Source organism: Plastoroseomonas hellenica (genome assembly GCF_018129085.1).
Lineage (GTDB): Bacteria > Pseudomonadota > Alphaproteobacteria > Acetobacterales > Acetobacteraceae > Plastoroseomonas > Plastoroseomonas hellenica.
Genome location: NZ_JAAGBB010000032.1, coordinates 24345 through 48386, shown reverse-complemented (window position 1 = coordinate 48386; position 24042 = coordinate 24345). Strand labels below are relative to the sequence as shown.

Sequence of the window (24042 nt, the reverse complement as noted above, 5' to 3'; positions counted from 1 at the left end):
CGGGAGGAACAGCGGATGCGGGTCGGCGTGATCGGAATGGGCAGCATGGGCATGGGCGCCGCGCTCAGCCTGCTGCGCGCGGGGCAGGACGTGACCGGCTGCGACATGCGGGAGGCGGCGCGGGCGGAGTTCGCGGCCGCCGGCGGCCGTGCCGTGGCCAGCCCCGATGCCCTGCCCGAAGGCACGGAGGCGCTGGTCGTGCTGGTGGTCAATGCGCAGCAGACCGAAGCCGCGCTGTTCGGGGAAGCGGGCGCCGCGCCGCGCCTGGCGCCCGGCGCGGTGGTCCTCTCCTCGGCCACCATGGCGCCCGACGCGGCACGGGCGCTGGCGGCGAAGGCCGAGGCGGCGGGGTTCCTCTGGCTCGACGCGCCGGTCTCGGGCGGCGCGGTCAAGGCGCGCGAGGGCGCGATGACGGTGATGGCGAGCGGCAGTGAAGCCGCCTTCGCCGCGGCGCAGCCGGTGCTGGATGCGATCGCCACCAAGGTCTGGCGGCTGGGCGACCAGGTCGGCATCGGCGCCACGGTGAAGGTGGTGCATCAGCTCCTCGCCGGCGTGCATATCGCGGTGGCGGCGGAGGCGATGGCGCTCGGCATCCGGGCCGGCGCCGATCCCCGCCAGCTCTATGAGGTGGTGACGAGTGCTGCCGGCAATTCCTGGATGTTCGAGAACCGCATGGCCCGGGTGCTCGAGGGCGATGACGCCCCGCGCAGCGCCGTCGAGATCTTCGTCAAGGATCTCGGCCTGGTCACCGATATGGCGCGCTCGCTCGATTTCCCGGTGCCGCTGGCGGCGCAGGCGCAGCAGCTCTTCACCGCCGCGCGCGGCATGGGCCAGGGCGGGCGCGACGACGGCTTCGTGATCCGCGTCTGGCAAACCCTGACGGGGATCAAATTACCCGGCGAGGGCTGATTCCACAGCCGCGGCGATGGAGAACAGCGCCGCGTCGCCGCCATGCTCGCCCATCAGCATCAGCCCGACCGGCGCTTCCCCCGGTGCGTTGCAGGGCAGGCTGATCGCGCAGCGGTCGAGGAAATTGGCGACCGAGGTGTTGCGCAGCAGCAGCATGTTGATGCGATTGTAGTCCGCCTCCTGCTCCACCTCCGCGATGCGCGGCGGAATCAGTGGTACCGTCGGGCTGATCACCGCGTCGAAAGGCGCGGTGCGCGCCGCGACCGCGGCGATGATGCGGGCGCGGGCGGCGCGGAGCGCGATGTAGTCGGCCGCCGACATTGTCTCGCCGCGGCGGATGCGGGCGAGGATGCGCGGGTCGTAGCCATCCGCCTTCTCGGCGATCAGCGCCCTGTGCCAGGCCCAGGCTTCGCTGGCCGCGAAGCCGCCGGTGGCATTGGCGGCGGGGATCTCCGCAAGCTCCGGCAGGTCGAATTCGATGATGCGGACGCCGGCGGTGGCGAGCCGGGTCAAGGTGCGGGAAAAGACGGCGCCCACCGTCCCATCCATGCTGTCGGTCAGATAGGTGCCGCGGGGCAGGCCGAGCCTGAGCCCGGCGAGCGGCCGTGCGGCCGGCGGGGTGGGATCCTCGCCGCCCGCCATCAGCGCGTCGATCAGCGCGCAATCACCGACGCTCCGCGCCAGCGGCCCGATCGAATCGAGCGATCCCGACAGGGGCAGCACGCCATCGAGCGGCACCCGCTTCGCGGTCGGCTTCCAGCCGACCACGCCGTTGAGGGCCGCGGGGATGCGGCAGGACCCGCCGGTGTCGCTGCCGAGTGCGGCGAAGCCCATGTGGTCGGCGACCGCGACCCCGGCGCCGGCGGAGGACCCGCCCGGCAGCCGGCGCTTGGCGCGATCCCAGGGGCTCGCCGGCGTGCCGTAATGCGGGTTCACGCCGAGGCCGGAGAAGGCGAACTCCGTCATGTTGGTGCGGCCGAGCACTACCAGCCCGGCGCGGATCAGCCGCTGCAGGCAGGGCGCCGTCGCCTTCGCGGCCGACGTCCCGCGCAGCACGGCGGAGCCGGCGGTGGTGGTGTGCCCGGCCTCGTCGAACAGGTCCTTCACGCTGATCGGGATGCCAGCGAGGCGGGAGGGCGCGCGCCCGGCCTTGCGCAAAGCATCCACGGCGCGGGCGCTGGCGCGGGCGCCCTCGGCATGCACGGCGATGAAGGCGCGCTTGCCTTCCCCAGCCGGGTCGGCAATGCGCGTGAGGGCCTGATCGACCAGCGCCTCGGCGGTGGTGTTGCCTTGGGCGAGGGCTTTGGCGGCGGCGGCAATGGTGTTCAGGGGCACGGCAGGGCTTCCAAACTTAGGCCACGAAAGCTGACGGTGCCGTGTGCAGGCGTCAACGCCAAGGATGTTTGACAGCCGGTCGCGCGGCCATGCAGGCTCATCCGCAGAACGAATTCCTGGGGAGGATCTGCATGCGGCTGGCATCGCGTCTCTGCGCCGCCATCGCGCTCTTGCTCGGCTGGGCGGCGACGCCGGCGACCGCGCAGGAATGGCGGGGCTGGAACATCCATCCGCCGGACTACCCGGTCTCCCGCGGCATGGACCGGTTTGCCGAGCTGGTGGCGCAGCGCACCAGCAACCGCATCCGGCTCCGCACCTACCACTCCGCCCAGCTCGGCCAGCAGGACGAGGCGATCCAGCAGATGCGGCTGGGATCGATCGACTTTGCCGAGTTCAACCTTTCGCCCTTCAACAACCTGGTCCCGTCGACCCAGGTCGTGACCTTGCCCTTCCTGTTCCGGAACGTGGCGCATCTGCACGCGGTGATGGACGGGCCGGTCGGCGACGCGATCGCGCGGGATGTCGAGGCGATCGGCATCGTGCCGCTGGCCTGGTACGACGCGGGCGCGCGCAGCATCTACACGCGGCGTCCGGTGCGGACGATCGAGGATATGCGCGGCCTCAAGATCCGGGTGCAGACCTCGGATCTCTGGATCGACCTGATGCGCGCGATGGGCGCCAACCCGACGCCGTTGCCCTTCGGCGAGGTCTTCACCAGCCTGCAATCCGGGGTCATCGATGGCGCCGAGAACAACTGGCCCTCCTATGAGAGTACCCGGCATTTCGAGGTGGCGCGCTACTACACCACGACGGAGCATTCCAACGTACCGGAGGTGCTGGCCGTCTCCCGCACCCGATGGCAGCGGCTGAACGAGGCGGATCGCGCCATCCTGCGCACCGCGGCGCGCGAGAGCGCGGCCTACCAGCGCGAGCTCTGGGCCGAACGCGAGCGCCTCTCCCGTGAGCGGGTGGTCGCGGCCGGGGCGCAGGTGATCGAAATCACCGACCGCGAGCCCTGGGCGCGGCTGATGGAGCCGGTCTATGCCCGCTACGCCGCCGATCCGCGCCTGGCGGAGCTGGTGCGCCGGATCCGTGAGACCCGGTGAGGGGGCTGTCCCGGGCGCTCGATCTGGTCTCGGGCGCGGTGATCGCGGTGGCTGGCGTGGCGCTGGTCGCGCTGGTCGCGATGATGGGCTGGGCGGTGTTCGGCCGCTATGTGATGAACGATACCCCGACCTGGGTGGAGCGCGGCGCGACGCTGACCATCGTCGCGATCGCGCTGCCGGTCGCGGCCGTCGGCGTGCGGGAGCGCTTCCATCTCTCGGTCCTCGGCATCCGGGAAAGCCTGCCCCGCGCCTGGCAGCGCTGGATCGCGATCGGCTGCGACCTCGCGGTCGGCGCCTTCGGCCTGGGGATGGCGGTCTGGGGCCATGAGCTCGTCGCCATGGTCGCGCCCTTCAAGGTGCCGTTGCTCGGCATCTCCCAAGCCTGGACCTACTGGCCGCTGGTGTTGAGCGGCGGGCTGACCGCGGTCTTCGCTCTGGAGCAGGTGGTGCTCGGCCTGATCAGGACCGAAGGCCCGGAACAGCGCGGCGTCACCGCCGCCTTCTTGGAGTAGTGCGGCGTGGAGATCGGACTGCTGATCCTGTTCGGGATCTTCGTCATCGGTGTGGCGGCAGGCGTGCCGGTCGCCTTCGTGCTCGGCATCGCGGCGCTCGTCGGCTTCCTCTACGAAGGCGTGAACCCGGCGGTCGCCTTCCAGCAGATGACCGCGGGGATGAGCATCTTCTCGCTGCTCGCCATCCCCTTCTTCATCTTCGCCGGCGAGATCATGCTGCATGGCGGCATCGCGCGCCGCCTGGTCGCGCTCGCCTCCGCCTGCGTCGGCTGGATGCGCGGCGGGCTCGGCATGGTCGACGTCTCCACCTCGATGCTGTTCGGGGGCATCTCCGGCAGCGCGGTGGCGGACACCTCGGCCACCGGGACGATCCTGATTCCGGCCATGAAGGCGAAGGGCTACGGCGTCGACTACGCGGTCAGCCTGACCGTCACCTCCTCGATCGCCGGCATCCTGATCCCGCCTTCGCACAACATGATCCTTTATTCGCTCGCGGCGGGTGGCGGTATCTCGGTCTCGGCGCTGTTCATCGCGGGCATCGTGCCGGGCATCATGATGTGCCTCTTCCTCGGCATCGCCGCCTATGTCGTGGCTGTCAGGCGCGGCTATCCGGCGGAAGCCTTCCAGGGCTTCCGACACCTGCTCTGCACCATGGTGGATGCGATCCCCGGCCTCTTCACCGCCTTCATCATCCTGGGCGGCGTGCTGTCCGGCGTCTTCACTGTGACCGAGAGCGCCGCCTTCGGTGCGATCTGGGCGGTGCTCGTCACCCTGCTCGTCTATCGCAACCTGAGCTGGGCGGATTTCAAGGTGGCGGTGGCGGCGAGCGTCAGGACCACGGCGGTGGTCTTCCTGCTGGTCGGCACCGCGACCGCCTTCGCCTATCTGCTGGCGCTCTACCAGTTCGCGGACATCCTGACGCGGGGGATGCTGGCGATCAGCGACAACCCGATCGTCATCCTGCTGCTGATCAACCTGGCGCTGCTCTTCCTCGGCTGCGTGATGGACATGGCGGCGCTGATCCTGATCACGACGCCGATCTTCCTGCCGGTGGTGACCGCGATCGGCATGGATCCCGTGCAGTTCGGCATGGTGATGATGATGAATCTCGGCCTCGGCCTGACCACGCCGCCGGTCGGCGCCGTGCTCTTCGTCGGCTGCGCGATCGGGCGCATCCCGATCGAAGCGGTAATGCGGACGATCTGGCCCTTCTACGGCGCCATCCTGGTCGCGCTGATGCTGACGACCTATTGGCCGGCGATGTCGCTGACCTTGCCGCGGTGGCTGCTGGACTATGGTGCCGGCTAGAGAAGATCCTGTTCAGGCGTACTCGCCTGAACAGGTGAAGATGCTCACTTAAACCGCTCTAACCAACGGCTCCCGCTAGCCGCGGATAATTCTTGCGCGCCGATTGTCGAAAGCGCCGGCCCTTCCCCGACATTGGCATGACGGGACAGGGTGTCCCGGACACCGAGGCGGAGTTTCCGATGCGCTGCATGATGCTGATCCACCACGACGAAGCCGCGCTCGCCAAGGCGCCGCCATCGCTCTGGGGCGACTACGCCGCTTTCAATGAGGCGATCGCGAAGGCAGGCATCTCGTTTCAACCAGGCAACCGGCTCCAGCCGAGCTCGGCGGCAAGCACCGTCCGCGTCGCCGGCGACAAGACCGCCGTCCTCGACGGGCCCTATGCCGATACCAAGGAGCAGCTCGCCGGCTACTTCATGATCGATGTGCCGGACCTCGACCAGGCGATCGCCTGGGCGGCGCGTTGCCCGAGCGCTCGCCATGGCAGCATCGAGATCCGCCCCCTCGCTCCGGCCTGAGGTGCCGGTGGAGACAGGCGAGGCCAGGCGAGCTGCCGAGCGGATTGCGCGCGAAAGCTTCGGCCGGCTCGTCGCCTTCCTCGCCGCGCGGACGAGGGACCTGGCGGCCGCCGAGGATGCGCTGTCGGAGGCCTTCGCCGCGGCGCTTCGCCAATGGCCCGAGAGCGGCGTTCCCGAAAGCCCCGCCGCCTGGCTCCTCACCGTCGCGCGGCGGCGCGGCGCCGATGCCGCGCGGCGACGCGCCGTCGAGACCTGCGGTGCGGGCCGCGTCGCGCTGATGGCCGAGGAGCTGGAGGCGGCGGCATCGTCGCCCGAGGCGATCCCCGACCGCCGCCTCGCCCTCATGTTCGCCGGCGCGCATCCGGCGATCGACCGCGGAATGCGCGCGCCGCTGATCCTCCAGGCCGTGCTCGGCCTCACGGCCATGGAGCTCGCGGCAGCATTCCTCGTGCCGCCCAAGGCCATGGGCCAGCGGCTCGTCCGGGTGAAGAACCGCATCCGCGACACCGGCATCCCCTTTCGTGTGCCCGACCGTGAGGAGCTGCCGGAGCGGCTCGACGCCGTGCTGGAGGCGATCTACGCCGCCTATGCGCGGGGCTGGCACGAGCTCGATGGCGGCGCCCCGCGGCTCGCCGAGGAGGCGATCTGGCTCGGCCAGGTCGTGGTGGGGCTGCTCCCGGACGCGCCGGAGGCGAAGGGAATGCTGGCGCTGATGCTGTATGCCGAGGCCCGGCGTCCGGCGCGGCGGAGCGACGACGGGGCGTTCGTTCCGCTGGAGGAGCAAGACGTCGCCCGTTGGGATCGCGACGCGCTCGCCGCGGCGGAGCGGCTCCTGCGCGAGGCGAGCGCGGCCGGGCCGAGCGGCCGCTATCAGATCGAGGCAGCGATCCAGTCGGCCCATGTCGCGCGGCGGCTCGGCGGCGCAGCGACCTGGCCGGCGATCGTCGCCCTCTACGATCACCTTCTCGCGCTGACGGGCTCGCCGGTTGTGGCACTCAACCGTGCGGTCGCCCTCGCGGAGACGGACGGCCCCGGCGCGGCGCTCGCCGCGCTCGACCCGCTCGCAGCCGACGAACGGCTGGCCGGCTATCAGCCCTACTGGGCCGCGCGCGGCGCTCTCCTCGCCCGCGCCGGCCGGACGACCGAGGCGCGGGAGGCGCTGACGCTGGCACTCGGCCTCGCCGACGATCCCGCCGTGCGGGCCCATCTCCGCGCGCGGCTCGAAATGCTGCCGGAAGCTGTCGATGAGAGCAGATCGCCGGAGGGCGGAATCGCTCGGAGGCTTGGATCTGCTCCCCAAAACAATGGGCTGGAGCATGATGCGTGAGCGTATGCGAGCGCCTCATGCTCCAAGGAGCTGTGCCGTTCAGTGGCGCTGCAGGAAATCCAGCACCGCGCGGTTGAACTCCTCCGGCCGCTCCATGGCCACGGAATGGCCGGCATCGGAAATGGCGACGACCTCCGCCTGAGGCAGATGCCGGATCCATCGTGCCATGAGCGTCGGCGGTGCCAGCAGATCGGCGCCGGCGGTGATGGCGAGCATCGGCAGGCGGATGCCGGTGATCTTGGCGAAGGTGTTCGGCGTGCGCAGCGGCTGGGCGGGCGCGTCCTTCTGGCGCGCCGCCTCCTGGGCATGGCTCCAGGCTGCGACCTGTTCGGGATGGATCGCGCGGAAGGAAGGGCTGATCTCCCGGAACGGCTCCGGCAATTGCGCGAAGCCGGGAAAGGCGATGTTCCGGGTGAGCTGCTGCATCTCGGGCTCGCTGAAGGCGCCGGTGCTCGCCGCGACGATCAGGCTGCGCAGCCGCTCCTGACGCCAGGCGGCATAGTCCAGCGCCACGAAGCCGCCGCCGGCGATGCCAAGCAGATGGAAGCCCGGCAGCCGCAGATGCTCCACGAGAGCATCCAGATCCTCCGCCACGCTGCCCGGCTGCGGGCCGGTCACGGGGTCGGCGATGCTGCCGCCCCAGCCGCGCCGGTCGAAGGCGATCACCCGGTAGCCGGCGGCCGCGAAGGCGTCGAACTGCGGCGCCCAACTCGCGCTCGTGCCGGTATTGGCGTGCAGCAGCACCAGGGGCACGCCGTCCCCGCCGGAATCGCGGTAGCGCAGGCGAACACCCGGCAGTTCGGCCGACCGTGGTTCAGTCATCGTTGTCGGGCCCGCCCCGCTGGCGGCGCTGGCAAGAGCGAGGCCGGCCAGCCCCAGCAAAGGGCGGCGGGGAGAGGGCATCGCCATGGTGTTCCCTTTCCATGCGGTCCCCGGTCCCGCTCAGAGCATCGCCAGCGACCGCTTGCGCTTCGGCGGCGGGAAGCCGGCATCGAGCTCCGCGAGGTCGGCGGGCGAGAGCAGGATCTCGCCCGCCGCGGCGTTCTCCCGCACATGCTTGGGGTCGCTGGCCTTCGGGATGGCGATGACGCCGCCGGCGCGCAGCGTGAAGGCGAGCGCGATCTGGGCGGGGCTGCGGTGCTGGCGCGTCGCGACGGCGAGGACCGCCGGGTTCTTCAGCATCCGCCCGCCCTGGCCGACCGGGGAATAGGCCATCACCGGCATGCGGTGCTGCGCGCAGAAGGGCAGCAGGTCGAACTCCACGCCGCGATGCTCCAGGCTGTAGAGCACCTGGTCGGTCGCGCAGTCCGGCAGCGCGTCTCCGAGTTCCTTGAGGTCGTCCACATCGAGGTTGGAGACGCCCCAGCGGCGGATCTTGCCGGCGCGCTTCAGCGCCTCGAAACCCGCGACGGTCTCGGCCAGCGGCACGCCGCCGCGCCAGTGCAGCAGATAGAGGTCGATGGTCTCGATCCGCATCCGCGCCAGGCTGCGCTCGCAGGCGGATGCCACGCCGCGGCGGGACGCATTATGCGGATAGACCTTGCTGACGATGAAGGCCTCGTCGCGCCGGCCGGCGATGGCGTCGCCCACCACCTCCTCGGCGCCGCCTTCCGCATACATCTCCGCGGTGTCGATCAGGGTCATGCCGAGGTCGAGGCCGAGGCGCAGCGCATCCGCCTCCCGCTTCCGGTCGGCGGCCTTCTCGCCCATGTACCAGGTCCCCTGGCCGAGGGCCGGAACCGCGGTGCCGTCGGCGAAGGCGATGCGCGGGATCATGGGAGCCTCCGTTGGAATGGGCAGGGCGGCGGAGGTTCAGAAGCCGACCTGGTCGCCGCCTTTGAGGGCCAGCATCTGCCGCGCCTCGGCCGGCGTCGCGACCTCGAGGGAGAGTTCCTCCAGGATGCGGCGGATCTTGGAAACCTGCTGCGCGTTCGACGTCGCCGCCTGGCCCTTGCCGATCCAGAGGCTGTCCTCCAGCCCGACCCGGACATTGCCGCCGAGCATGCCGGCCATGGTGACGAACGGCATCTGGTGGCGGCCCGCGGCCAGCACCGACCAGACGTAGTCGCGACCGAACAGGCGGTCCGCGGTCTCCTTCATGAACATCAGATTCCGCGGCTCGGCGCCGATGCCGCCGAGGATGCCGAAGATCGTCTGGGTGAAGAGCGGCGGCTCCACCACCTTGCGGTCCAGCATATGGGCCAGGTTGTAGAGGTGGCCGACATCGTAGCACTCGAACTCGAAGCGGGTGCCGTGGCCCTTGCCCAGCCGCTCCACGATCTGCTCGATGTCCTGGAAGGTGTTGCGGAAGATGTAGTTGGTGGTGCCCTCCAGATAGGGCCGCTCCCACTCATGCTTGAACTGCTTCACCCGCGCCGCGCTGGGCGCGATGTTGAAGTTCATGCTGCCCATGTTGAGGGAGCACATCTCGGGCTTGGCCAGCAGCGGCGCCGCCAGCCGCTCATCCAGGGTCATGCCGAGGCCGCCGCCGGTGGTGATGTTGATCACCGCGTCGGTCGATTGCTTGATTACCGGCAGGAACTGCATGAACACCGCCGGATCGGGTGTCGGGCGGCCGTCGATCGGATCGCGCGCATGCAGATGGATGATGGAGGCACCGGCCTCGGCCGCAGCGATCGACTGCTCCGCGATCTGCTGCGGCGTGATCGGCAGGTGGTCGCTCATCGAGGGCGTGTGGATCGCGCCGGTCACGGCGCAGGTGATGATGACCTTGGACATCGCGTTTCTCCTCGTTGGGCCGATCCTGCCGCCCCGCGGTCGCCGGGGCAACCGCTCCGCATGCCGGGGCGAGCGATACCGAGATCAGGCTCCGTTGGGGAAAATCCGGGAAATGCTGCCCACGATCACGAAGACCTGGACCGCATTATACAGCATGCCGCCCCAGTGAAGGCGGCGCAGGCGGCGCACCGCCGCGGCATCGCCGGCGTCCCGAACGCGAAGCTCCGCGTCCATCCTCGACAGGAACCAGCGCCGCGCGCCGATCGCGAGGGCCGCGACGACACCGATACCGATGGCAACCAGCGGCCGGCTCGCCAGGAGGAAGGCCATCACCGCGACGCCGCACGTCGCGCTCACAGTCAAGAAATAGACGTTGAAGAGCCCACGCAACATCCAGGTGACAATCGGATCGCTCAGCGGCCTCAGCAGGAAGGTCGGCGACGCCAGGAGGAAGTACAGCATGGGGAAAATCAGGATGATGGTGGTGAGGAGTGCAAAGCTGTTGGTCGTCATGGCGCGCCCGCGTCCCTTCCCGGCACACGGATCGTGGCATATCGGGCTGGCCCTTGCACCATCGGCCTTGCAACGAGCCCGGCGACGAGAGCCAGTTTCAAACGGAGGCGCTACCGCATTCCAGGCCGCGCCGCCCTCGCCTAACCTGTCGGGCTGATCGTCACGAAAAGGGGATGAGCGTGCGAATCCTGGTACTCGGCGCGGGCGCGCTCGGCGGCTATTTCGGGGCGCGGCTGATCGAGGGTGGCGCGGAGGTCGCTTTCCTGGTGCGCGAAGGCCGCGCGGCGCAGCTCGCGGCGCGCGGCCTCGTCGTCGAAAGCCCCTTCGGCGGCTTCGCCCGCCCGGTTGCCGCGCTGATGGCAGCCGAGCCCGGCTGGGATGCGGTGCTGCTGAGCTGCAAGGCCTATGACCTCGATGCCGCGATTGCCGCGATCCGCCCGGCTGTGGATGAGCGCACGGCGATCTTGCCGGTGCTGAACGGGCTCGGCCATGTCGAGCGGCTGGCGCGGGCCTTCGGTGCCGACCGCGTGCTCGGCGGGCTCGCGAAGATCCAGGCGACGCTGGCGCCGGACGGCACCGTGAAGCACCTGAACGACTGGCGGTACATCACCTTCGGCGAGGCCAGCGGCACCATGACGCCGCGGGTCGAGGCGCTACGGGCCGCCTTCGACGCGGCACCGGGCGTGGTGGCGGAGGCGGTGCCGGACGTGATGGCGCGCATGTGGGAGAAGCTGGTCCACCTCGGCACCAGCGCTGTTGCGACGGTGCTGATGCGGGCCAATGTCGGCGAGATCGCGCGCGCCCCGGGCGGTATCGCACTGATGCAGTCACTCCTGGAGCGGAACATGGCGATCGCCGCCCATCACGGCCATCCCGTGCGCGACGGGTTCGAGGCCGAGTACCGCCGCATCTTCAGCGACACCGGGAGCCAATACGCCACCTCCATGCTGCGCGACCTGGAGGCGGGTGGGCGCATCGAATCCGACCAGATCCTCGGCTTCCTGCTGGAGGCGGCGCGCCGTGCCGGCGTGCCGGACGCGCTGCACGAGGCGGCCTTCGTCAGCGCGAAAGCCTATGAGCAGCGGCGTGAGGCCGGGCGGCTGCCGCGCTGAGGCCGCCCGGGCGGACCTTGGTCTATCGGAAGACCGGCCCTTCTTCCCCGCTGTCCGGGGGCGGCGGCGGCGCCTCGATGCGCACGCTCGCCGGATCGACGCCGGTGCCCGGCTGCAGGAAGTAGGTCACGCTCTGCGGCCAGAGGATGACGACGAGCACGAGGATGAGCTGCAGCCCGACCCAGGGCAGCGCCCCCCAATAGATGTCGGAGGTGCGCACCGTCTTCGGCGCGATGCCGCGCAGGTAGAACAGCGCGAAGCCGAAGGGCGGGTGCATGAAGCTGGTCTGCATGTTCACGCAGAGCAGCACGCCGAACCAGACGAGGTCGACGCCGAGCGCGGTCGCGGCCGGCGCCAGCAGCGGCACGATGATGAAGGCGATCTCGAAGAAATCGAGGAAGAAGGCCAGGAAGAAGATGAAGATGTTGACGAAGATCAGGAAGCCGGTCTGGCCGCCCGGCAAATGCGACAGCAGGTGTTCCAGCCAGCGGCCACCATCGACGCCCTGGAACACCAGGCTGAACACCGTGGCGCCGATCAGGATGAAGATCACCATGGCGGTGATGCGCATGGTGCTGCCCATCGCCTGGCGCAGCAGCGGCCAGGTGAAGCGGCGGTTGATGATCGCGAGCAGGATCGCCCCGACCACGCCCATCGCCCCTGCCTCGGTCGGCGTCGCGAGGCCCATGAAGATGGTGCCGAGCACGGTGAAGATCAGCACGACCGAAGGCACCATGCCCTTCAGCACGCGCCAGTAGAGCGGCCAGCCGCGCGGCCCCAAGGCCTCATCCGGCAGCGGCGGCACCTTGTGGGGGGCGACGATGCTGACGATCGCGATGAAGCCGAGGAACAGCAGCACCTGCAGGACCGAGGGACCGATGGCGCCGGCATACATGTCGCCCACGCTGCGATCGAGCTGGCTGCCCAGCACGATCAGCACCAGCGAGGGCGGGATCACCTGGGTGATGGTGCCGGAGGCCGCGATCACGCCGGTCGCGATGCGCATGTCGTAGCCGTAGCGCATCATGATCGGCAGCGAGATCATGCCCATCGCGATGACCGATGCCGCGACCGTGCCGGTGATCGCGCCCAGCACCGCCCCCACGATGATGACCGCATAGGCGAGCCCGCCCGGGATCTTGCCGAAGAGCTGCCCGGTGCCCTCCAGCAGGTCCTCGGCCAGGCCGCAGCGTTCGAGAATCGCGCCCATCAGGGTGAAGAAGGGCACCGAGAGCAGCAGCTCGTTCGACAGGATGCCGAAGGTGCGCAGCGGCAGGTTGCCGAGATAGGCCGTGGTGAAGAAGCCGAGCTCGATCGACAGGAAGCCGAAGAACAGCCCGACGGCGGCGAGCGAGAAGGCGACCGGGAATCCGATCAGCAGGAACAGCACCAGCCCGCCGAACATCAGCGGCGGCATGACCTCGAGCGTCAGCATCGGTTGGTGGAACTCAGAGTCTGTTTCGGAATGGCGCGGCGGCGAACTGGCGAGGCATTTTTCGCTCCTGTCGTGTCGGGTGACGCAGCCGATGCTGGTTGCATCGGCGAGGAAGCCGGCGCGGCAGGGGCGGAAAAGGCCCGCCAGATCGCCCCGCGACCATTTCGAGACAGACTCTCATTGTTCGGGGCGGGTGTATTCGGTGAAGACCTGGACGCCACCGGGATCGATCCCGCGCAGCACGGCGATGCGCTTGATCAGCTCCGAGACGCCCTGGGCGAGGACCAGGAAGAAGCCCAGCGGCATCATCAGCTTCACCGGCCAGCGGATCAGCCCGCCGGCATCGGAGGATGTCTCGCCGCGCAGGAAGCTGTCGAGGAAGAAGGGCCAGGTCATCCAGGCGAGCAGCGCCATGGCCGGCAGCAGGAAGACGAGCAGGCCGAGGATGTCGATCCAGAGCCGGGTGCGCGGCCCGACCCAGCCATAGAGCAGGTCCACCCGCACATGTTCATTGCGAAACAAGGTGTAGGAGGCGCCGAGCATGACCATGCCGGCGAAGAGGTACCACTGCGCTTCCAGGAGCGCGTTCGAGGACCAGGACACGCCATAGCGCACGAAGGCATTGCCGGCGCTGACGGCGCAGGCGGCGAGCACCAGCCAATCCGCGACTCGCCCGAAACGTTCATTCACCGCGTCCACGGCGCGGCTGAAGGCCAGGAAAGGAGACATGGGCGGCGTTCCTAGCGGTGCCCCGCTTCAATGGAAAGTGAGTGTTTCGCCAGGATGGCGGTCCCCGGCCCTCGCGGCCCGGGGTGGGAGGGGATAGGCTCGAAGCGTGCCTCGCGAGTCTCATCCCGCGCCATGCTGACGGCGCTCGCCCTTCTTCTCGCCGCCATGCTGCTGCTCGGGCTGCTTGCCCCGCTGGCGGCGGCGACGGTCCTGGGCGCGCGACTGCTGTATACAGGCACCGCCGCGGGCGCCATCGGCTTCGCCCTGGTGGCATTGGCGGCGCTGCTCGGCGGCGGCGCGGAGGCGGCGCCGCTGCCGGTCGGGCCGCCCTGGGCGCCGGCGCTGTTGGCGCTGGACGGGCTTTCGGCCTGGTTTCTGTTGATCCTGGGAATCACCGGCACCGCATCCTCCCTGGCAGCACTCGGGCATGCGGTGGGGCCGCAGCCGGCCCGGGTGCTGGTGCCCTGGCCGCTTTTCCTGGGCGGCATGGGCCTGACGCTGGCCGCCGCCGACGGCTTCACCCTGCTGCTCGGCTTCGAGGCGATGTCGCTCGCCTCCTGGGCCCTGGTCGCGGCCGATCACGACCGGGCGGAGAACCGGGAGGCGGCGCGGCTCTATCTGGCCTTCGCGGTGGTCTCGGCCGCCTGCCTGATCCCGGCGGTCGGCCTGTTGGCGGCGGGGCCGCGCGATTTCGCCTTCGCCGCGCTGCGTGACAGCCCGCCGGACGGGTGGCGCGCGGTCGCGGTGCTGGCCCTGGCGCTGGCCGGCGCCGGCGCCAAGGCCGGCCTCGCACCGCTCCATGCCTGGCTGCCGCTCGCGCATCCGGCGGCGCCAAGCCATGTCTCGGCGGTGATGTCGGGCGCCATGACCAAGGTCGCGCTCTATGTGCTGTGCCGCATCCTGTTCGACCTCTGCGGGCCGGCGCAGCCCTTGTGGTGGGGCCTGCCACTGCTGGCGCTGGGCGCCGCCTCCGCCCTGATCGGCGCATTGCGCGCCAATCTGGAGGGCGACACCAAGACCCTGCTCGCCTGCTCCACCATCGAGAATGTCGGGCTGGTGACCATCGGGCTCGGGCTGGCGCTGGCCTTCCGCGGCGCCGACCTGGCGCCGCTGGCGGCACTCGCCGCAGGCGCCGCCTTGCTGCACGCGCTGAACCACAGCGTCTTCAAGACGCTGCTGTTCCTCGGCGCCGGGGAGGTGCTGCAGGCGGCGCTGTCGCGCCGGCTCGACCGGCTGGGCGGGCTGATCCGGGGCATGCCCTGGACGGCGGGTGCGGTGCTGGTCGGCGTCGGCGCCGCGGCCGCGCTGCCCCCCCTCTCGGGCTTCGCCTCGGAATGGCTGCTGCTGCAAGCGCTGCTGGCCGGCTGGCGGATCGGGGAATTCGGGGTCCAGATCAGCGTCGCCGCGGCGACGGCGGTCGCCGCACTGGCGGCGGCGCTGGCGGCGGCCGCCATGGTGCGGTTCTTCGGCCTGGCCTTCCTCGGCCGCCCACGCACGCCGCGCGCTGCGGGTGCCACTGAGCATGGCGGCCCGGCCCGGGTGGCGCTGGTCGGGCTCGCGGCACTGACGGTCCTCTTCGGGCTGCTGCCGGGACCGCTGCTGGATCTCGGCGCCGAGGCGGTACGGCTGCTCTCCGGCGGCGCCTTGGCGACGCGCTGGCAGGTGACCGGACTCAGCGCTGGCGATGGGGTGGCGCGTTACCTGCCGCTCGCGGTCGCGCTGCTCCTGGCCTTGCTGGTGGCGGGGCTGGCGCTCGGGCTCAGGCGGCGCAGCCCGCCGGGAGTGGTGCTGGGACCGGCCTGGGCCTGCGGCTTCATCGCGCCGCCGCCGCATCTGCCGCTCGGCGATCCCGCGACCCAACCCTCTGCCGCCGGGCTCGCGCAGCCCCTTGGCCGCATGCTCGGCGGCGCGGTGCTGGCCGCGGAGGAGCGGGTGACCATGCCCGATCCCGGCGAGACCGCGCCGGCGCGCATCGAATCGGGGTTCCGCGACCCGTCCTTCCCCTGGCTGCTGCAGCCCGTCGCGCGGCTGCGCGACGCCTTGGCCACCCGCGCCGAGCGGCTGCGCGACCTCGGCATCCGGCAATGCCTGATGCTGACCTTCGGGCTGCTGGTGCTGCTGCTGGCGCTGGTCGCGATGCTGGAGCGGCAGTGATGCAGGCCTTCATCGGCATCCTGACCCAGCTCCTGCACGCGGCGCTGATCCTGATCGCGGCACCGCTGTTGACCGGCCTCGTGCGCCTCCTCAAGGCGCGGCTGATGGGGCGGCGCGGACCGCATCCGCTGCAGCCCTGGCACGACCTACGCAAATTGCTGCTGAAGCGGCCGGTGGTGGCGGAGACGGCCTCTGCCGTCACCATCTTTGCCCCCTGGGTGGCCGTCGGTGCCGCCATGCTGGCGGCGCTGCTGGTGCCTTCCTTCGCCCGCGGCATGGCGCTGGCGCCGATCGCCGACCTGATCCTGATCGCCGGGTTGCTGGCGCTCGGCCGGATAGCCATGGCGCTCGCGGGGCTCGATGCCGGCACGCCCTTCGGCGGCCTCGGCGCCGCGCGCGAGATGGCCTTCGCCGCCTTCGCCGAGCCGGCGCTGATCCTCGCGACCCTGAGCTTCGCGATCATCGCCGGCAACACCAACCTCGATGCCATCGCCGGCGCCTTCCAGGACGGCGCGGTCGGCGTGCGCGTCTCGCTGGCGTTGTCGCTGCTGGTGCTGCTGGCCGTCGCGGTCGCCGAGAATGCCCGCATCCCGGTCGACAACCCCGCGACGCATCTGGAGCTCACCATGGTGCATGAGGCGATGATCCTGGAGGCGAGCGGGCGGCATCTGGCGCTCTGGGACTATCAGGCCTCGCTGCGGCTGACGCTCTGGCTGGCGCTGATCGCCGCGCTCTTCCTGCCCTTTGGCCTGGCTGCCCCCGGGGCCGGGCCGCTCGCCTGGGCGCTCGGGCTCGCTGCCTTCCTGCTGAAGATGGGCGGGCTGGCGCTGGCACTCGCGGTGTTCGAGAGTGCCATCGCCAAGATGCGCGTCTTCCGGGTACCGGAATTTTTGGGCGCGGCGCTGCTGCTGGGGTTGCTGGCCGCGGTCTTCCTCTTCGTCTCCACGGGACTCGCCTGATGGCCCCGGCGATTCAGCTCTCCGCGCCGTTCGGCGCTCCGACCATCGCAGGGGCGGCATGACCTACGGCCAGCTCCCCTACGACATCGCCCACATGCTGGGCGGTGGCGTGCTGCTGTTCTCCTTCGTGCTGCTCTATCAGCGGCGCATCACCGCCGTCATCAACGCCTTCGCGATGCAGGGCGCGCTGGTCGCCTTCGCGGCCGCCTGGCAAGGCGTGACCCAGGACGCAGCCGGCCTCTTCCTCACCGCCGCCATCGCCTTCGGCGCCAAAGCGGTCGCCATCCCGCTGGTGCTGCGCGCCATGGTGCGGCGCCTCGACCTCGAACGCGGGGTGGAGACGGCGCTCGGCATCGGGCCGTCGATGATCGCGGGCGTCGGACTGGTCGGGCTCGCGATCCTGGTGGTGCTGCCGGCGACCACCGGCGTGCATGCGCTGGCGCGCGAGGACCTGGCGCTGTCGCTGTCCGTCGTTCTGCTCGGCATGCTCATGATGATCACGCGTCGCAACGTCATCGGCCAGGTGATCGGGCTGATGAGCCTGGAGAACGGGCTGCTGCTGGCCGCGATCGGCGCCGCCGGCATGCCGCTGGTGGTGGAGCTCTCGACCGCGGCGCTGGTGCTGGTGCTCGCGATCGTCGCTGCCGTCATCGCGCTCGAGATGCGCGAGCGGCTGCAGAGCCTCGACACCCACGCCCTCCAGGACCATCGCGGGGAGCAGGGCTGATGCCGCTGCCCTGGATCATCGTCTTCCTGCCCTGGGCGGGCGCCATCCTGCTGGCGCTGCTGCCGCGCGCCCGCCTGGCGGCCCTGGTCAATATCGGCATCTCGTCGGTGTCGCTGCTGCTGGCGCTGGCACTGCCCTTCGATGATTTCGGCCCTTCGGGCTGGACGCATCTCGATCCGCTGAACCTGCCGCTGCTGCTGGTCGGCGCCTTCGTCGGCCTGACCACGGCCATCTACTCGGCCGCGACGCTGGAGGCGGAGGCGCTCGACGCTCTCGGCCAGCGCGCCTACCACGCCGCCTTCCAGGGCTTCATGGGTGCCCAGGCGCTGGCGCTGCTCGCCGACAATCTCGGCGTGATGTGGGTGGCGATCGAGATCGCGACCGTCGCGACCGTGCTGATGGTCGCGATCCATCGCACGCCCGCCGCGATCGAGGCGGCGTGGAAGTTCTTCGTGCTCTGCGGCGTCGGCATCGCATTGGCGCTGCTCGGCACCATCCTGCTCTATCTCGCGGCCCAGCCGGTGCTGGGGGAGGAAGGGCTGTCCTGGCGGGCGCTGCTGGGCGCGGCCGGCCGGATGGACGCCAACCTGCTGAACCTCGCCTTCGTCTTCCTGCTGGTCGGCTACGGCACCAAGGCGGGATTGGTGCCGCTGCATTCCTGGCTGCCCGATGCCCATGCCGAAGGGCCGACCGCGATCTCCGCCGTGCTCTCCGGCCTGCTGCTGAACGCGGCGCTGCATGCGGTGCTGCGGACCAAGTCGATCATCGGCGCCAATCCCGACGCCCTGCCGACCGGGCCTTTCCTGATGGCGCTCGGCCTCGCCTCCCTGCTGCTGGCCGCGCTCGCCCTCTGGCGGCGGGCGGATGCGCGGCGGCTCTTTGCCTGGAGCAGCATCGAGCATATGGGCCTCGCGGCTTTCGCCTTCGGGGTCGGCGGCGCCGCGACCCTCGCCGGGCTGCTGCACATGATCGGGCATTCGCTGATCAAGAGCGCGATCTTCTTCGGCATCGGCCAGGCGGCGGCGCTGAAGGGCAGCCAGAAGATGCGCGCGATCGGTGGGCTCGCGGCCTCCCACCCCTGGCTCGGCTGGGGGCTGGCGCTGGCGATCGCGGGCATCGGGGGGCTGCCGCCCTTCCTGCTCTTCGCCTCCGAGTTCCAGATGGTGGCCGAGACGATCGGCGCACATCCCTGGGCGGTGCTGCCGCTCGGCCTCGGCATCGTGACCGCGGCGGCGGCGCTGATCGCGGCGCTGCAATCCCTCTGCTTCGGGGCGCCGACGCCGGATGCGGGGCTGGTGCCCGGGCCCGCCGCGATGGTCGCGGGCATCGCGCCGCTGTGGCTGCACCTGGCGGTCGCGGCCTGGCTGGCGCTGGCGATGCCGGGGGCGATCGCCACCTTGCTGCGCGATGCCGCGGGGTTGATCCGATGAGCGGCGCCGCCTCCACGCTGATTCTCCGGGCCGCGCCGCAGGAAGGCGGCCGCGCCCTGCTGACCGAAGCCGCCTGGGATGCGCTGCCGGCGGCGCTGGCCGCGGAGCCTGACCTCGCTTTGCTGGCGCTCTGGGCGGAGCCCGGCCTGGTGCACGCCGCCTTCCTGCGGGAGGCTGATGCGGCGCTGCTGCTCGCTTCCGTGCCGGCGACCGAGGGGCATTACGCGGCGCTGTCGCCCGTGCGCCCCGGCGCCATCCGGTTCGAGCGGATGATCCGCGACCTCTGGGGCCTGACGGCCCGCGATGCCACCGATCTCAGGCCCTGGCTGGACCATGGGCGCTGGCCGGTGACCGGGCCGCTCTCGGCGCGGCCGGCGCCGAACACCGCGCCGCCGCCGCAGCCGGAATTCCTGCCGGCCGAGGGCGAAGGGGTGCACCAAATCCCGGTCGGCCCCATCCATGCCGGCGTCATCGAGCCCGGGCATTTCCGCTTCCACGTCCTGGGCGAGACGGTGGTGCGGCTGGAGGCGCGGCTGGGCTATGCCCACAAGGGCAGCTTGGCGCTGATGCTCGGCCGTTCCCCCCGCGCCGCGGCGCGTTACGCGTCGCGGCTCTCCGGCGATTCCACTGTCGCCCATTCCTGGGCCTTCGCGCGCGCCGCCGAACAGGCGCTGGCGGTCGAGGTGCCGCCGCGCGCCGTGCATCTGCGCGCTGTCATGGCCGAGCTGGAGCGCATCCACAACCACCTGAACGACTGGGGCTTCGTCTGCAATGACGCCGCCTTCGCCTTTCCCCACGCGCGCTGCGCGATCCTGCGTGAAGGCGTGCTGCGCGCCGCTCGCATCGCCTTCGGCCACCGGCTGATGATGGATGCCGTGCTGCCGGGCGGCGTCGCCCTCGACATCGCCGAAGCCGGGCCGGCCGCGATCCACGCCGCGCTCGATGCCGTGGCGGAGGAACTGCCGTCGCTGCTCCGCATCTATGACAGCCACGCCAGCCTGCAGGACCGCGTGGTCGGCACCGGCCATACCGCGCCGGTGCTGGTCGCGCGCTTCGCCGCCGGCGGCCATGTCGGCCGCGCCGCCGGCCGCGGCTTCGACGCAAGGCGGGCGCTGCCCTATGCGCCCTATGACGCGCTGCCGCCGGAGGTCCCGGTCTTCGAGGCCGGCGATGTCGACGCGCGGGTCAGGGTGCGTATCGCGGAGCTCGGCTGCTCGATCGACCTGGTGCGGGCGCTGCTGGCGGGCCTGCCGTCGGGCGAGATCTCGGTGCCGCTGCCGCAGCGCGCGGGGGAGGGTGTGGCGCTGGTCGAAGGCTTCCGCGGCGAATGCCTGCACTGGCTGCGGCTGGACGATGGCGGACTGATCCGCGCCGCCTTCATGCGCGATCCCTCCTGGCTGCAATGGCCGCTGCTGGAGGCCGCGATCCGCGACAACATCGTGGCCGACTTCCCTCTCTGCAACAAAAGCTTCAATGCGAGCTATTCGGGGGTAGACCTCTGATGCTGTGGCCGAAGCTCGCGCGCAACCTCCTGGGACGGCCGGTCACCGCGGCGGCGCCCGCGGTCTCCGATGAGGCGGTGGCGGCGCTGGTCGCCCGGCTGGAAGGCGCGGCGCGCGCCCGGCTCGGGCGCAGCCTGGCGATCCGGGCGGTCGATTGCGGGAGCTGCAATGGCTGCGAGCTGGAGCTGAATGCGCTGCAGAACCCGGTGCATGACCTGGAACGCTTCGGGCTGCGCTTCGTCGCCTCCCCCCGGCACGCCGATGTGCTGATGCTGACCGGCCCGCTGACCCGCAACATGCGGGAGGCGCTGGAGCATGCCTATGCGGCGACGCCGGATCCGAAATGGGTGGTCGCGGTGGGCGACTGTGCCGTGGATGGCGGGGTGTTCAAAGGCAGCTATGCCGTCGAGGGGGGCGCGGGCGCCGCGGTGCCGGTCGACCTGATCATCCCCGGCTGCCCGCCGGCGCCGGAGCAGCTCCTGGCCGGGCTGCTCAGCCTGCTCGAGGCCGAGACCGAAACCCCGCGCGCGAGTTCATGAAAATAGGGCCGGTCGGAGTGAACCGACCGGCCCTGAGGCCATCCCTGAGGAGGCCAGTCGAGCGACGGCTTGCCGGGAATGAGCCGCCGCAACACCGACACTCTGGGCGCCTCCGCCTGTCGGCGCCGTGGTGCCCAGCTTAAACTGCTGCAACCTCCATCACGGCATCTGGACCAGGCCGGAACGATCAGATGAGGCAGAGCTCCGCGAGCGCCGCCCGCAGCTTCGGCGGCAGCGCCTCCAGCCCCTCGGCCGCGCCGCCGGCCTCGGCAACGTCGGGCGGCGCATCCTCCGGCTTCAGGTAGCGCCAGCCCTGGAAGGGCTTGGTCGGCCGTGCCGCAACCGGCACCAGCTCCGGGTCGAGCACCAGGGCCACGCAGGGGGTGCCGTCATCCTCGGTATCGTCCTCGATCGCCAGGATGCGCTGGCGCACCCGGACGAAGCCGCCGACCACCCAGTAGATGGACCCGCCATCGCAGACCTCGGTCGCGCGCTTCGGACCCATGCGCGTCCAGGCGCGCAGCGGCGGCTCACGCTTCAGCCGCGCCTGCTGCAGCGCAGCAAGCTGTGCGACGTCCTTCGGCCCGACGGAGAGTTTGATGAGGTGCAGCACGGCTTCGCCCATCTGATCCCGGTCCATCGAGTCGGGCAAGGGCCAGGCCAGCCTTCACGGCGGCTTAACCCAGGCCGCCATAGGGTCCGACGCGAAATAGAAGGGGGCGCACGCGATGCGGCTTTTCCTCAACCTGTCGGTCGGCCGCAAGCTGGGCTCGGTGGTCGTCCTATCATTCCTGCTGCTCGGCGGCCTGGTGTTCTTCGTGCAGACCAGTGCCTGGGACGTGTCCGCAAGGCAGGAGGTGCTGCAACAGCGCTCCAACCTCGGCGCTCGCCTGAGCGAGGCCGTCCTCGCGGCGGCGCAGGTCCGCACCGCGGAAAGCCAGCTCCGCGCCGCGCAGCGCCCCGAGGACCTGACCGCCGCGAACGAGGCCGGGCGCACCGCCGCGGAGAAGATGCAGCAGGAGCTCAACGCCGCGCTGCAGATGGCCGCCGAGCCCGCGCTCCGCGACGCCATCACCGCGGCCATGGCGCCGGCGCGCGACTACGGCGCTGCCCTGACCGAAATCGCGCAGCGCCGCGCCAGCATGCTCGAGCAGCGCGACGAGCGCTTCTTCCCCCGCTCGATCGACTACGACCGCGCCTATGAGGCCGCGGCCGGCGTGCTGGAATTCGAGGTTCGCGGCGAAGCGGGCGCCGATCTCAGGGCGCGCTTCACCGCCTACAACGTGGCGATGGGCGACCTCCGGATCGCGGTGCAGCGTTATCTGGCGACCGACGATACGCAGTCCGTCCAGCGCATCCGCCGTGCCACCTCCCAGGCCAACGTTCATCTGCGCGGCACGCTGTCGCAGATCCAGGACCAGCGTCTGCGCGAGCAGGTGGCGCGGGTCGGCGAGGCCTCGACCGGCCTGATCGAGGCGGCGAGTTCCATGGTGGAGACCAACCAGGCGGTCCGGACACTGGTGGATGAGCGTCTCGAGCCGGCCAACGCCGCGCTGCGCACGGCGATCCGCGGTGCCAATGCGGTGTCCGACGAGTTGATCGCGGCGGATCGCGTCTCGGTCGAGAAGGCGATGAGCGCCATGTCCATGGCGACCTTCGCGGTCGGCGGCGGCATCGCGCTGCTGCTGGTGCTGAGCGGCATCCTGATGGCCCGCACCGTGGGCGCGCCGCTGAAGCGGCTGGCGGCCGTGATCGCGGCGATCGCGCAGGGCAAGTCCGGCGTCGTGGTGCCGGACCGCAACCGCGGCGACGAGATCGGCGACATCGCCAATGCGGTCGAAGCGCTGCGCGGCGAGGTGGAGAAGGCCTTCTCGCAGCAGCAGATGCTGGAGCAGATGCCGACCGGCGTGATCCTGGCCGATCCGAACAACGACTTCCGCATCGGCTACATGAACGCCTCGGTGCGGGAGCTGCTTGGCAAGCTGGAAGAACACCTGTCGGTGCCGCTGGCCGAGCTCGAAGGCAAGAGCATCGACGTGCTGCACAAGGATCCGGCGCAGCAGCGCGCCATCCTCCAGGACCCGGACAAGCTGCCCTACCGTGGGCGGCTCCGAATCGGGCCGGAGACGATGGACCTGACCGCTTCCGCGATCCGCGACGCCCAGGGCGGCTATGCCGGCGCCATGATCGCCTGGCAGGTCTCGACCGAGAAGGCTCGCCTCGCCGACAGCTTCGAGGCGGAGATCGGCGCGGTGGTCGAAGCGGTGGCGACCTCGGCGAGCGAGATGCAGGCGGCCGCCCGCACCCTCGCCACCACCGCCGAGACCTCGGGGCAGGAGGCGGAAGCCGTCTCCCTCGCCTCCGGCGCCGCGAGCGGCGAAGTGCAGTCGGTCGCCGCGGCGGCCGAGGAGATGGCGCAGTCGGTCAGCGAGATCTCGCGCCGCGTCGCGGAGGCTGCCGAGGTGGCGACCCGCGCGGTGACCGAGGTGCGCGCGACCGACGAGACGGTGCGCGGCCTGTCCGAGGCCGCCGGGCGGATCGGCGATGTGGTGAAGCTGATCGGCGACATCGCCGGCCAGACCAACCTCCTCGCCCTGAACGCGACCATCGAGGCGGCGCGGGCCGGCGATGCCGGCAAGGGCTTCGCGGTCGTCGCCGGCGAGGTGAAGTCGCTGGCCAGCCAGACCGCGCGGGCGACCGAGGACATCGCCAGCCAGATCCAGCAGATGCAGTCGGCGACCGAACGCGCGGTCTCGGCGATCCGCGGCATCGGCTCGACGGTCGAACGCACCAATGAGATCGCGACGGCGATCGCCGCCGCGGTCGAGGAACAGGGCGCGACGACCACCGAGATCGCCCGCAGCGCCAGCCAGGTCGCCGCCGGCACCGACACCGTGGCCCAGCGCATCGAAGGCGTGCGCCACGGCGCCCAGGAAACCGGCCGCGCTGCAGGCTCGCTGCTCGGCGCCTCGGACGGCCTGGCCGGCCAGGCCACGCTGCTGCGCGAGAAGGCGGCGCACTTCCTGACGGCGGTGCGCGCCGCCTGAGGGTGTCCTCGGGGAGGGCGCTGCCCTCCCCGAACCCCACCCGCAAGGAGCCTGGAGGCTCCTTGACCTGCTTCACTTGGTGCCCTGATTGCGAAGGGGCGTCCGGCAGATCGCCGGACGCCCCTTCGCAATCAGGGCTCT

The 24042-nt window shown here is 70.9% G+C and carries 22 protein-coding genes; 14 read left to right on the top strand and 8 right to left on the bottom strand.

Going from position 1 to position 24042, the window contains the following annotated elements; translation table 11 throughout:
* The first annotated feature begins 15 nt into the window (after positions 1-15).
* Positions 16-909 (top strand): L-threonate dehydrogenase, encoded by an 894-nt coding sequence (gene ltnD, locus GXW71_RS23125; protein WP_211855052.1) that lies wholly within the window; start codon positions 16-18, stop codon positions 907-909.
* On the opposite strand, the gene GXW71_RS23120 is transcribed toward ltnD, so the two are convergent.
* Positions 892-2244, bottom strand: coding sequence for an amidase (locus tag GXW71_RS23120; protein ID WP_211855051.1), 1353 nt, complete (start codon positions 2242-2244; stop codon positions 892-894). The genes ltnD and GXW71_RS23120 overlap by 18 nt on opposite strands.
* Positions 2245-2375: 131 nt before the next feature.
* On the opposite strand from GXW71_RS23120, the gene GXW71_RS23115 reads away from it, so the two are divergent.
* From GXW71_RS23115 to GXW71_RS23095, 5 genes are all read left to right on the top strand, one after another.
* The gene (locus tag GXW71_RS23115; RefSeq protein ID WP_211855050.1) at positions 2376-3350 is read left to right on the top strand and encodes a TRAP transporter substrate-binding protein; all 975 of its coding nucleotides are present in this window, start codon (positions 2376-2378) and stop codon (positions 3348-3350) included.
* Positions 3347-3862 carry a TRAP transporter small permease gene (locus GXW71_RS23110; protein ID WP_211855049.1) on the top strand — a complete coding sequence of 172 codons (516 nt, stop codon included), beginning with the start codon at positions 3347-3349 and terminating at the stop codon, positions 3860-3862. Before GXW71_RS23115 ends, GXW71_RS23110 begins: the two co-directional genes overlap by 4 nt.
* Positions 3863-3868: 6 nt before the next feature.
* Positions 3869-5170 carry a TRAP transporter large permease gene (locus tag GXW71_RS23105; protein WP_367617352.1) on the top strand — a complete coding sequence of 434 codons (1302 nt, stop codon included), beginning with the start codon at positions 3869-3871 and terminating at the stop codon, positions 5168-5170.
* Positions 5171-5307: 137 nt separating this feature from the next.
* Positions 5308-5688, top strand: coding sequence for a YciI family protein (locus GXW71_RS23100; RefSeq protein WP_211855048.1), 381 nt, complete (start codon positions 5308-5310; stop codon positions 5686-5688).
* Between the two features lie 7 nt (positions 5689-5695).
* On the top strand, positions 5696-7015 hold the full coding sequence (locus GXW71_RS23095; protein WP_367617351.1) for an RNA polymerase sigma factor: 1320 nt from the start codon (positions 5696-5698) through the stop codon (positions 7013-7015).
* A gap of 39 nt (positions 7016-7054) precedes the next feature.
* Here the strand turns inward: GXW71_RS23095 and GXW71_RS23090 are convergent, their stop codons facing one another.
* The 4 genes from GXW71_RS23090 to GXW71_RS23075 form a co-directional block, all read right to left on the bottom strand.
* The gene (locus tag GXW71_RS23090) at positions 7055-7837 is read right to left on the bottom strand and encodes an alpha/beta fold hydrolase (RefSeq protein WP_211855046.1); all 783 of its coding nucleotides are present in this window, start codon (positions 7835-7837) and stop codon (positions 7055-7057) included.
* Positions 7838-7957: 120 nt separating this feature from the next.
* Positions 7958-8791, bottom strand: a complete 834-nt coding sequence (locus GXW71_RS23085; RefSeq protein ID WP_211855045.1) for an aldo/keto reductase — start codon at positions 8789-8791, stop codon at positions 7958-7960.
* Positions 8792-8827: 36 nt separating this feature from the next.
* Complete coding sequence (locus GXW71_RS23080) at positions 8828-9754, bottom strand: BKACE family enzyme (protein WP_211855044.1); 927 nt, start codon at positions 9752-9754, stop codon at positions 8828-8830.
* Between the two features lie 84 nt (positions 9755-9838).
* Entirely contained in the window at positions 9839-10267 is a 429-nt protein-coding gene (locus tag GXW71_RS23075) for a hypothetical protein (RefSeq protein WP_211855043.1), read from the bottom strand.
* Positions 10268-10440: 173 nt separating this feature from the next.
* On the opposite strand from GXW71_RS23075, the gene GXW71_RS23070 reads away from it, so the two are divergent.
* Positions 10441-11379, top strand: a complete 939-nt coding sequence (locus tag GXW71_RS23070; RefSeq protein ID WP_246526807.1) for a ketopantoate reductase family protein — start codon at positions 10441-10443, stop codon at positions 11377-11379.
* Positions 11380-11401: 22 nt separating this feature from the next.
* Here GXW71_RS23070 and GXW71_RS23065 read toward each other — a convergent pair whose 3' ends face one another.
* Together GXW71_RS23065 and GXW71_RS23060 are read right to left on the bottom strand one after the other, a co-directional pair.
* Complete coding sequence (locus tag GXW71_RS23065) at positions 11402-12814, bottom strand: TRAP transporter large permease (protein WP_211855042.1); 1413 nt, start codon at positions 12812-12814, stop codon at positions 11402-11404.
* A 177-nt stretch (positions 12815-12991) separates the two neighbouring features.
* On the bottom strand, positions 12992-13543 hold the full coding sequence (locus tag GXW71_RS23060; protein WP_211855041.1) for a TRAP transporter small permease subunit: 552 nt from the start codon (positions 13541-13543) through the stop codon (positions 12992-12994).
* A gap of 132 nt (positions 13544-13675) precedes the next feature.
* Here GXW71_RS23060 and GXW71_RS23055 point away from each other — a divergent pair, with 132 nt between their 5' ends.
* From GXW71_RS23055 to GXW71_RS23030, 6 genes are read left to right on the top strand one after another with little or no spacing between them, the layout of a single operon-like run.
* Positions 13676-15697, top strand: coding sequence for a proton-conducting transporter transmembrane domain-containing protein (locus GXW71_RS23055; RefSeq protein WP_211855040.1), 2022 nt, complete (start codon positions 13676-13678; stop codon positions 15695-15697).
* Positions 15697-16656 (top strand): respiratory chain complex I subunit 1 family protein, encoded by a 960-nt coding sequence (locus GXW71_RS23050; RefSeq protein ID WP_211855039.1) that lies wholly within the window; start codon positions 15697-15699, stop codon positions 16654-16656. Before GXW71_RS23055 ends, GXW71_RS23050 begins: the two co-directional genes overlap by 1 nt.
* Positions 16657-16714: 58 nt before the next feature.
* Entirely contained in the window at positions 16715-17383 is a 669-nt protein-coding gene (locus tag GXW71_RS23045; protein WP_211855038.1) for a hydrogenase-4 component E, read from the top strand.
* The gene (locus GXW71_RS23040; RefSeq protein ID WP_211855037.1) at positions 17383-18813 is read left to right on the top strand and encodes a proton-conducting transporter transmembrane domain-containing protein; all 1431 of its coding nucleotides are present in this window, start codon (positions 17383-17385) and stop codon (positions 18811-18813) included. The genes GXW71_RS23045 and GXW71_RS23040 overlap by 1 nt, the downstream gene beginning before the upstream one ends.
* Entirely contained in the window at positions 18810-20315 is a 1506-nt protein-coding gene (locus tag GXW71_RS23035; RefSeq protein ID WP_211855036.1) for a hydrogenase large subunit, read from the top strand. Before GXW71_RS23040 ends, GXW71_RS23035 begins: the two co-directional genes overlap by 4 nt.
* A complete protein-coding gene (locus GXW71_RS23030; RefSeq protein WP_211855035.1) occupies positions 20315-20854 on the top strand; it encodes an NADH-quinone oxidoreductase subunit B family protein in 540 nt (179 codons plus the stop codon). The genes GXW71_RS23035 and GXW71_RS23030 overlap by 1 nt, the downstream gene beginning before the upstream one ends.
* A gap of 187 nt (positions 20855-21041) precedes the next feature.
* Here the strand turns inward: GXW71_RS23030 and GXW71_RS23025 are convergent, their stop codons facing one another.
* Entirely contained in the window at positions 21042-21467 is a 426-nt protein-coding gene (locus GXW71_RS23025; RefSeq protein ID WP_211855077.1) for a DUF1489 family protein, read from the bottom strand.
* 115 nt (positions 21468-21582) lie between these two features.
* Between GXW71_RS23025 and GXW71_RS23020 the strand changes: the two genes are divergently transcribed.
* The gene (locus GXW71_RS23020) at positions 21583-23901 is read left to right on the top strand and encodes a methyl-accepting chemotaxis protein (protein ID WP_211855034.1); all 2319 of its coding nucleotides are present in this window, start codon (positions 21583-21585) and stop codon (positions 23899-23901) included.
* Positions 23902-24042: the final 141 nt, after the last annotated feature.

Bases quoted from the DNA above. Each gene is read 5' to 3' on its own strand.
- ltnD (WP_211855052.1), top strand. From the start codon at position 16: ATGCGGGTCGGCGTGATCGGAATGGGCAGCATGGGCATGGGCGCCGCG.
- GXW71_RS23115 (WP_211855050.1), top strand. From the start codon at position 2,376: ATGCGGCTGGCATCGCGTCTCTGCGCCGCCATCGCGCTCTTGCTCGGC.
- GXW71_RS23100 (WP_211855048.1), top strand. From the start codon at position 5,308: ATGACGGGACAGGGTGTCCCGGACACCGAGGCGGAGTTTCCGATGCGC.
- GXW71_RS23090 (WP_211855046.1), bottom strand. From the start codon at position 7,837: ATGACTGAACCACGGTCGGCCGAACTGCCGGGTGTTCGCCTGCGCTAC.
- GXW71_RS23085 (WP_211855045.1), bottom strand. From the start codon at position 8,791: ATGATCCCGCGCATCGCCTTCGCCGACGGCACCGCGGTTCCGGCCCTC.
- GXW71_RS23080 (WP_211855044.1), bottom strand. From the start codon at position 9,754: ATGTCCAAGGTCATCATCACCTGCGCCGTGACCGGCGCGATCCACACG.
- GXW71_RS23075 (WP_211855043.1), bottom strand. From the start codon at position 10,267: ATGACGACCAACAGCTTTGCACTCCTCACCACCATCATCCTGATTTTC.
- GXW71_RS23070 (WP_246526807.1), top strand. From the start codon at position 10,441: ATGAGCGTGCGAATCCTGGTACTCGGCGCGGGCGCGCTCGGCGGCTAT.
- GXW71_RS23065 (WP_211855042.1), bottom strand. From the start codon at position 12,814: ATGCTGACGCTCGAGGTCATGCCGCCGCTGATGTTCGGCGGGCTGGTG.
- GXW71_RS23060 (WP_211855041.1), bottom strand. From the start codon at position 13,543: ATGTCTCCTTTCCTGGCCTTCAGCCGCGCCGTGGACGCGGTGAATGAA.
- GXW71_RS23055 (WP_211855040.1), top strand. From the start codon at position 13,676: ATGCTGACGGCGCTCGCCCTTCTTCTCGCCGCCATGCTGCTGCTCGGG.
- GXW71_RS23050 (WP_211855039.1), top strand. From the start codon at position 15,697: ATGCAGGCCTTCATCGGCATCCTGACCCAGCTCCTGCACGCGGCGCTG.
- GXW71_RS23045 (WP_211855038.1), top strand. From the start codon at position 16,715: ATGACCTACGGCCAGCTCCCCTACGACATCGCCCACATGCTGGGCGGT.
- GXW71_RS23040 (WP_211855037.1), top strand. From the start codon at position 17,383: ATGCCGCTGCCCTGGATCATCGTCTTCCTGCCCTGGGCGGGCGCCATC.
- GXW71_RS23035 (WP_211855036.1), top strand. From the start codon at position 18,810: ATGAGCGGCGCCGCCTCCACGCTGATTCTCCGGGCCGCGCCGCAGGAA.
- GXW71_RS23030 (WP_211855035.1), top strand. From the start codon at position 20,315: ATGCTGTGGCCGAAGCTCGCGCGCAACCTCCTGGGACGGCCGGTCACC.
- GXW71_RS23020 (WP_211855034.1), top strand. From the start codon at position 21,583: ATGCGGCTTTTCCTCAACCTGTCGGTCGGCCGCAAGCTGGGCTCGGTG.